The organism is Streptomyces sp. NPDC093795 (genome assembly GCF_044764665.1).
GTDB lineage: Bacteria > Actinomycetota > Actinomycetes > Streptomycetales > Streptomycetaceae > Streptomyces.
Window position 1 is genome coordinate 1 of the sequence record NZ_JBIWIO010000021.1, and the last position, 6873, is coordinate 6873.

The 6873-nt window shown below is 71.5% G+C and carries 9 protein-coding genes; 5 read left to right on the top strand and 4 right to left on the bottom strand.

Features of this window, described 5'->3' with window-relative positions; genetic code table 11:
- The 3 genes from ACIRB7_RS33730 to ACIRB7_RS33740 form a co-directional block, all read left to right on the top strand.
- A partial coding sequence (locus ACIRB7_RS33730; RefSeq protein WP_361368133.1) for an acyl-CoA dehydrogenase family protein occupies positions 1-102 on the top strand: 102 nt, incomplete at its 5' end.
- 28 nt (positions 103-130) lie between these two features.
- On the top strand, positions 131-916 hold the full coding sequence (locus ACIRB7_RS33735) for an electron transfer flavoprotein subunit beta/FixA family protein (protein ID WP_403606713.1): 786 nt from the start codon (positions 131-133) through the stop codon (positions 914-916).
- Positions 917-953: 37 nt separating this feature from the next.
- Positions 954-1910 (top strand): electron transfer flavoprotein subunit alpha/FixB family protein, encoded by a 957-nt coding sequence (locus ACIRB7_RS33740; RefSeq protein ID WP_403606716.1) that lies wholly within the window; start codon positions 954-956, stop codon positions 1908-1910.
- Between the two features lie 66 nt (positions 1911-1976).
- Here ACIRB7_RS33740 and ACIRB7_RS33745 read toward each other — a convergent pair whose 3' ends face one another.
- The 4 genes from ACIRB7_RS33745 to ACIRB7_RS33760 all read right to left on the bottom strand — a co-directional run bounded on the left by ACIRB7_RS33745 (position 1977) and on the right by ACIRB7_RS33760 (position 5325).
- Positions 1977-2366 carry a zinc ribbon domain-containing protein gene (locus ACIRB7_RS33745; RefSeq protein ID WP_403606719.1) on the bottom strand — a complete coding sequence of 130 codons (390 nt, stop codon included), beginning with the start codon at positions 2364-2366 and terminating at the stop codon, positions 1977-1979.
- A 133-nt stretch (positions 2367-2499) separates the two neighbouring features.
- On the bottom strand, positions 2500-3207 hold the full coding sequence (locus ACIRB7_RS33750) for a TetR/AcrR family transcriptional regulator (protein ID WP_403606722.1): 708 nt from the start codon (positions 3205-3207) through the stop codon (positions 2500-2502).
- A gap of 88 nt (positions 3208-3295) precedes the next feature.
- Positions 3296-4057: an SDR family NAD(P)-dependent oxidoreductase gene (locus ACIRB7_RS33755; protein ID WP_403606725.1), complete on the bottom strand. Its 762-nt coding sequence runs from the start codon at positions 4055-4057 to the stop codon at positions 3296-3298.
- Positions 4058-4170: 113 nt separating this feature from the next.
- The gene (locus ACIRB7_RS33760) at positions 4171-5325 is read right to left on the bottom strand and encodes an acyl-CoA dehydrogenase family protein (RefSeq protein WP_403606728.1); all 1155 of its coding nucleotides are present in this window, start codon (positions 5323-5325) and stop codon (positions 4171-4173) included.
- 115 nt (positions 5326-5440) lie between these two features.
- On the opposite strand from ACIRB7_RS33760, the gene ACIRB7_RS33765 reads away from it, so the two are divergent.
- Both ACIRB7_RS33765 and ACIRB7_RS33770 read left to right on the top strand, forming a co-directional pair.
- Positions 5441-6046: a TetR/AcrR family transcriptional regulator gene (locus ACIRB7_RS33765; RefSeq protein WP_403606731.1), complete on the top strand. Its 606-nt coding sequence runs from the start codon at positions 5441-5443 to the stop codon at positions 6044-6046.
- Between the two features lie 159 nt (positions 6047-6205).
- Positions 6206-6873 (top strand): ROK family protein (locus ACIRB7_RS33770; protein ID WP_403606734.1); only part of this gene is annotated, 668 nt, incomplete at its 3' end.

Sequence of the window (6873 nt, forward strand, 5' to 3'; positions counted from 1 at the left end):
GACTACCCCGTCGAGCGCATGATGCGCGACGCCAAGATCACCCAGATCTACGAAGGCACCAACCAGGTCCAGCGCATCGTCATGGCCCGCAACCTCCCGTAACACCCTGCCCGTTGAAAGGAGACAGGCCGTGACTCTGAAGATCGCTGTCTGTGTGAAGTACGTCCCCGACGCGACCGGCGACCGCGGTTTCGCCGATGACCTGACGACCGACCGCGAGGCCGTCGACGGTCTGCTCTCGGAGCTCGACGAGTACGCGGTCGAGCAGGCGCTGCGGATCTCCGAGGAGGCCGACGACGCCGAGGTGACCGTCGTGACCGTGGGCCCGGACGACGCCAAGGACGCGCTGCGCAAGGCGCTGTCGATGGGCGCCGACAAGGCCGTCCACGTCAACGACGAGGACATCCACGGCTCGGACGTGATCGCCACCTCCGCGATCCTGGCCAAGGCCCTGGAGAAGACCGGTTTCGACCTGGTCATCTGCGGCATGGCGTCGACCGACGGCACGATGGGCGTCCTGCCCGCGCTGCTCGCCGAGCGCCTCTCCCTCCCCCAGGTGACGCTGCTCTCGGAGGTCACCGTGGAGGACGGTCTCGTGAAGGGCCGCCGCGACGGCGACGCCGCGACCGAGCTCCTGGAGGCCCCGCTGCCGGCCGTCGTCTCGGTCACCGACCAGTCCGGCGAGGCCCGTTACCCCTCCTTCAAGGGGATCATGGCCGCCAAGAAGAAGCCGGTCCAGGAGCTGGACCTGGACGACCTGGACATCGACGCCGACGAGGTGGGTCTCGCCGGGGCCTGGACCCTGGTCGACACGGTGGCCGCGCGCCCGGCCCGTACGCAGGGCACGATCGTCACGGACGAGGGCGACGGCGGCAAGCAGCTCGCCGCCTTCCTCGCCACCCAGAAGTTCATCTGACCAATCGTCAGCCACACCCACTCAGGAGCAACGAATCATGGCAGAGATCCTGGTTCTCGTGGACCACGCCGACGGTGCGGTCCGCAAGCCGGCCCTCGAACTGCTGACCCTGGCCCGCCGCGTCGGCGAGCCCTCGGCCGTCGTCCTCGGCGCCGGCGAGGCCGCGGCCTCGATCGCCGCCACCGCCGGTGAGTACGGCGCGGCGACCGTGTACGTCGCGGACGGCGCCGAGTTCGCCGACCAGCTGGTCGTGCCGAAGGTCGACGCGCTCACCCAGCTCGCCAAGGAGAAGGGGGCCGCCGCCGTCCTGGTGACCTCCTCCGGCGAGGGCAAGGAGATCGCGGCCCGGGTCGCGCTCCGCCTCGGCTCCGGTCTGATCACCGACGCCGTGGAGCTGGAGGCCGGAGAGGACGGCCCGGTCGCCACCCAGTCCGTGTTCGCCGCCTCGTACCAGGTGAGGTCGCGGGTCTCGCACGGCGTGCCGGTCATCACGGTCAAGCCGAACTCCGCCGCCCCGGAGGCCGCTCCGGCCGCCGGTACGGTCGAGGACGTCACCGTCGCCTTCACCGGCAACGCCGCGAAGGTCGTCTCGCGCACCCCGCGCGTCTCCACCGGCCGCCCCGAGCTGACCGAGTCCGCGATCGTGGTCTCCGGCGGCCGCGGTGTCGGCGCGGCCGAGGGCTTCGCGGTCGTCGAGAAGCTGGCCGACTCGCTCGGCGCGGCCGTCGGCGCCTCCCGCGCCGCCGTGGACGCCGGCTGGTACCCGCACGCCAACCAGGTCGGCCAGACCGGCAAGCAGGTCTCGCCGCAGCTGTACGTCGCGGCGGGCATCTCCGGCGCGATCCAGCACCGGGCCGGCATGCAGACGTCGAAGACGATCGTCGCGGTCAACAAGGACGCGGAGGCCCCGATCTTCGATCTGGTGGACTACGGCGTGGTCGGTGACCTCTTCGAGGTGCTGCCGCAGCTGACGGACGAGATCGGCGCTCGCTGATCCCAGCGAAGAAGGGGGCGGGTGGCACTCTGTGCCACCCGCCCCCTTCTTCGCGTTCGCCCGTCCTCAGATCCACCCGTCGAGCGGGACCTCCTCGCAGAGCCGGACGACCGGCCTGCGGCCGGTCACGCCGACCCCCGACGAGACCTTGACCCGAACCCCGGGGCGCACCGCGTGCAGCGGTCCGTCGACGCGGCAGCGGACCACGAAGCCCTCCGTCATGTACACCGGCCAGAGGTCGGCGTCGGCCGCGGCGACCCCCCGCCGTACGGTGATCACGCCTTCGCCCCCGCTGAGTTCGGGCGTGAGTTCGGTGGACCCGCAGGTCGGACAGAGCAGTCGCTGGAACGTCGTGGTGTGGCACCAGCGGCAGCGCTGGAAGTAGAGCTCGACGTCGGGGGCCGACTCCTCTGCGGCCCGGACGGCGGTCCCGCTCCTCATTCCCGTGTGGAACACGATGCCTTCTCCTTGCACTCGGCGGCTCGACCGTGCATGGAGCCAAGATATGGCACTGAGTGCCATCAAATAAAGACCTGAGTTCCCTCAATTCGAGATACCGAGAACCCCGAGGGGTGCCACCCGGTCGTTCTCAGCCCTCTCCGAGGCTCGATTCCACCTCGCGCACCACGCGCCACATGGGGGTGGACCGCTTGGTGATCACCACCACGACGTCCTCGGTCTCCTCGGCCGGCGCGTCCACGACCGCGTCCGGGCTCCAGGTGGCGCGGACGAACTCCAGGGCCCTGTCCACCTCGGCGAGCGGGTCGCCCTCGCCTCCCGAGCGCAGCCAGTGCCGCAGGGCGTGGTTGTGGGCGGCGACCACGGCCGCGGCGGCCACGTTGGCGCGCAGGGTCCCGTCCCTGCGGTCGGCCCAGCGGGTGCGCAGATAGTCGCCGAGGGTCTTCTCGTACCGCCAGACGACCGAGAGCTCGTAGGTGCGCAGCCCGGTCACCTCCCGGGTGAGCCGGTAGCGCTGGACGGAGAACGTGGGGTTCTCGGCGTACATCCGCATGACGAGCCGGGCGGCGTCGCAGACCCGGACCATCGGGTCGTCGGAGTCGGCGCTCGCCGCGAGGAAGCGGGTCATGTCGGTGAGGCACTGCTCGTGGTCGGGGAAGACCACGTCCTCCTTCGACGGGAAGTACCGGAAGAAGGACCTGCGGCCGACGCCCGCGAGCGTGACGATGTCGTCGACCGTGGTCTGCTCGTAGCCCCGCTCCAGGAAGAGCTGGAAGGCCGCGGCGATGAGGGAGTCCCGCATCGCTGGCTTCGTGGAGTTCGTCGACGCTGTTCCCATGCACCGAACCTAGCATTGGGAATCACTCGGAGCGGTACTGGGTGCCGGGCGAATCCGGCACCCAGTACCGTGAAGAGGGTACGGAGGCTCAGCGGGCCGTCATCCGGAGCGCGCCGTCCATACGGATCGTCTCGCCGTTCAGGTAGTCGTGCTCGGCGACCATCGTCACCAGGCGGGCGTACTCCTCCGGGCGGGCGAGACGCTGCGGGAAGGTGACGCTCGCGGCGAGACCGGCCCTGACGTCCTCCCCGAACCCGGACATCATCGGGGTGTCGACGATGCCGGGGGCGATGGTGACGACCCGGATGCCGAACTGGGCCAGGTCCCGGGCGGCGGTGACGGTCATGCCGGCGACGCCGGCCTTGGAGGCGGCGTAGGCGATCTGGCCGACCTGGCCCTCGAAGGCGGCGATCGAGGCGGTGTTGACGACGAGACCGCGCTGTCCGTGCTCGTCGGGCTCGTGCCGGGCGATGGCCTCGGCGGCGAGCCGCATCACGTTGAACGTACCGATCAGGTTGACGTCGACGACGGACCGGAACAGGTCGAGGTCGTGCGGTCCCTTGCGGCCCAGGATTCGGGCGGAGGGGGCGATGCCGGCGCAGTTCACGGCGAGCCGCAGTTCGGCGCCGTCGGCGTCGATCGCGGCGAGCGCCTCGCGGACCCCCTGCTCGTCGGTGACGTCGGCGGCGAGCAGCCGTACGCCCTCGGGCAGCGGTCCCGCGGCGGCCACGGCCTTGTCCAGGTCGAGGCCGTAGACGGTGGCGCCCCGGGCGGCGAGCGCCGCCGCGGTGGCGGCCCCGAGGCCGGAGGCGGCGCCGGTGACGAGAGCGGCGGAGCCGGCGATGTCCATGGAACTCCTCGTTCGTGTCGTGTGTCGTCGTGCGTCGTCGTCTGTAGTGCGTGTGTCGTCGAGTGTCGTCGGTGGTGCGCGTGCGGGGCGGGTGCCACCCTGCCGCCGGGCGGCTACTTCTGCGCGTGCGCGAGGCCCCGGCTGATGACGAGGCGCTGGATCTGGTTGGTGCCCTCGAAGATCTGGGTGATCTTCGCTTCGCGCATGTAGCGCTCGACCGGGAAGTCACGGGTGTAGCCGTAGCCGCCGAGGACCTGGACGGCGTCCGTCGTGACCTTCATCGCCGTGTCGGTGGCGATGAGCTTGGCCGCGCTGGCCTGGCGGCTGAAGGGGCGGCCGAGGTCGCGCCGGCGGGCCGCGTCCAGGTAGGTGGCGCGGGCCGCGTCGACGGCGGCGGCCATGTCGGCGAGGAGGAACCCGAGGCCTTGGTGGTCGACGATCCGGCGACCGAAGGTCGTGCGCTCGTTGGCGTACGCGACGGCGGCGTCGAGGGCGGCCTGGGCGAGGCCCGTGGCGCAGGCGGCGATGCCGAGCCGGCCGCTGTCGAGGGCGCTGAACGCGATCTGGAGGCCCTGGCCCTCGTCCCCCACGAGCCGGTCGGCTTCGAGGAGGGCGCCGTCCCAGTAGGCGGAGGTCGTGGGGACGGCCTGGAGGCCCATCTTCCGCTCGGGGGCGCCGAAGCTCAGTCCGCCGGTGGCGCCGGGCGCGAGGAAGCAGGAGATGCCGTGGCTGCCGGGCGCGGTCCGGGCGAAGAGCGCGTAGAACCCCGCCTTGCCGCCGTGGGTGATCCAGGCCTTGGTGCCGGTGACGCGGTAGCCGCTGCCGTCGTCCTGGCGCTCGGCCTTGCAGGTGAGGGCGGCGGCGTCGGAGCCGGCCTGGGGCTCGGAGAGGCTGTAGCCGCCGATGTTCCGGCCCTCCAGCATCGCGGGCAGCCAGCGTTCCTTCTGCTCGGCGGTGCCGAAGGTGTGCACCGGGTGGCAGGCCAGCGTGTGGACGCTGGTGGCGACGGCGACGGCGGCCCAGCGCGCGGCGAGCTCCTCGAGGACCTGGAGGTAGACCTCGTACGGCTGGCCTCCGCCGCCGTACTCCTCCGGGTACGGCAGGCCGAGGAGCCCGGCCTCGCCGAGGGTGGCGAAGAGCCCTTCGGGATAGGTCTCGGTGGCCTCGTGCTCGTCCACCCGCGGAGAGAGCTCCTTGTCGGCGATCTCCCGGGTGAGGGCGATGAGGTCCGCTGCCTCGGGGGTGGGAAGCAGGCGGTCGACATCCATGGCGACTCCAGCGGCGCGCAAAGTGGTACTGAGTGAGGTACTGCAGTACCGCCGAGAGTAGCGCAGAAGGATGCCGCCGCAACCCCCCGCGACGCGGGCCTGGAATACTGGCCGGGTGATCGAGACCTCAGCCGCCGACGCCCCGAAGCTCACGGGCCGCGGTGCGGCGCGCCGCACCGCTCTCTTCGAGGAGCTCGTCGCCCTCCTCGTCGGCGAGGGCTTCGCCCGGCTGACCCTCGACGATCTCGCCGCGCGGCTCCGCTGCTCGAAGCGGACCCTGTACGGCCTCGCGGGCAGCAAGGAACAGCTGGTCCGGGCGGCGGTCGTGCACTTCTTCCGGCGCGCCACGGCCCGGGTGGAGGCGGTCCTCGCCGCCGCGACCGATCCCGCCGAGCGGCTCGCGGCCTATCTGCGGGCGGTCTCGGCCGAGCTGGCACCGGTCTCGCCGCAGTTCTTCGACGACGTGGCCGCTTTCGAGCCGGCGGCGGAGGTGTACGAGCGCAACACGCGCGCGGCGGCCGGCCGGGTCCAGCAGCTCATCGAGGAGGGCGTGCGGGCCGGAGTCTTCCGCGAGGTCCACGTGGCCTTCGCGGCCGACGTCATCTCGTCGGTGATGGTCCGCATCCAGCGCCGCCAGGTCGCATCGGCGACGGGCCTGGCCGACGCGGAGGCGTACGAGGAACTGGCGGAACTGCTCCTCAGCGGCCTCCGCAAGTCCTGAGCGCCGACGCGGCACCGGGCTCGCCCCTGACGGCCCGCGTTCAGGTCCTGAAGGCCCGTCCGACTTATTTCAGGATATGAGTTAAACCTCAAGAGAAGAGAACGCCCGAGGCCCGACAACGGTATGTTGCGTTCAGGACTACTTCACAAGGGGGCCCCAGTGACCATGCGGACCGGCCGCACGGTGCGTGATCTGCGGCGCGAGAACCGCACCGCCGTCCTCCAGCGCCTCTACTTCGACGGGCCGATGAGCCGCTTCTCGCTCGGCCCCGCGACCGGCCTCAGCTCGGGCTCGGTCAGCAACGTGGTCGCCGAGCTCGTCGCGGAGGGCCTGGTCGAGGAGGCCGGAAGCGTCGACTCGGCCGGCGGCCGCCCCCGTACTCTGCTCCGCGTCACCCCGGGCAGCGGCTTCATGATCGGCGTCGACGTCGGCGAGACCCGCGTCAGGATCGAGCTTTTCGACCTCACGCTCACCGAACTGGCGCGCACCGAAAGGCCCTTGGCGGTCGAAAGCCCCCACCCGCACGAGCGGTACGAGGTCGGGGTGGTCGTCGACCACATCCGCGAGGGCGTCGCGGAGGTCCTCCGGGCGGCCGACGTACCCGCCGACCGGCTGCTCGGTGTCGGTGTGGGTGTGCCGGGCATCGTGGCCCGCGAGGCCGGTGAGGGCGCGGTCGTGCACGGTCAGACGATCGGCTGGGACGCGGTCCCGTTCGAGCGTCTGCTGCGGGCGGCGGTGGACCTGCCGGAGGAGGTCCCGTACTGGATCGACAACGGCGCCAAGACCCTGGGCCAGGCCGAGATGTGGTTCGGCGCCGGGCGCGGGGC

What these genes read in the sequence shown, in the direction of transcription:
- ACIRB7_RS33755 (WP_403606725.1), bottom strand. Translation starts at nt 4,057, where the DNA reads ATGGACATCGCCGGCTCCGCCGCTCTCGTCACCGGCGCCGCCTCCGGC.
- ACIRB7_RS33760 (WP_403606728.1), bottom strand. Translation starts at nt 5,325, where the DNA reads ATGGATGTCGACCGCCTGCTTCCCACCCCCGAGGCAGCGGACCTCATC.
- ACIRB7_RS33740 (WP_403606716.1), top strand. Translation starts at nt 954, where the DNA reads ATGGCAGAGATCCTGGTTCTCGTGGACCACGCCGACGGTGCGGTCCGC.
- ACIRB7_RS33750 (WP_403606722.1), bottom strand. Translation starts at nt 3,207, where the DNA reads ATGGGAACAGCGTCGACGAACTCCACGAAGCCAGCGATGCGGGACTCC.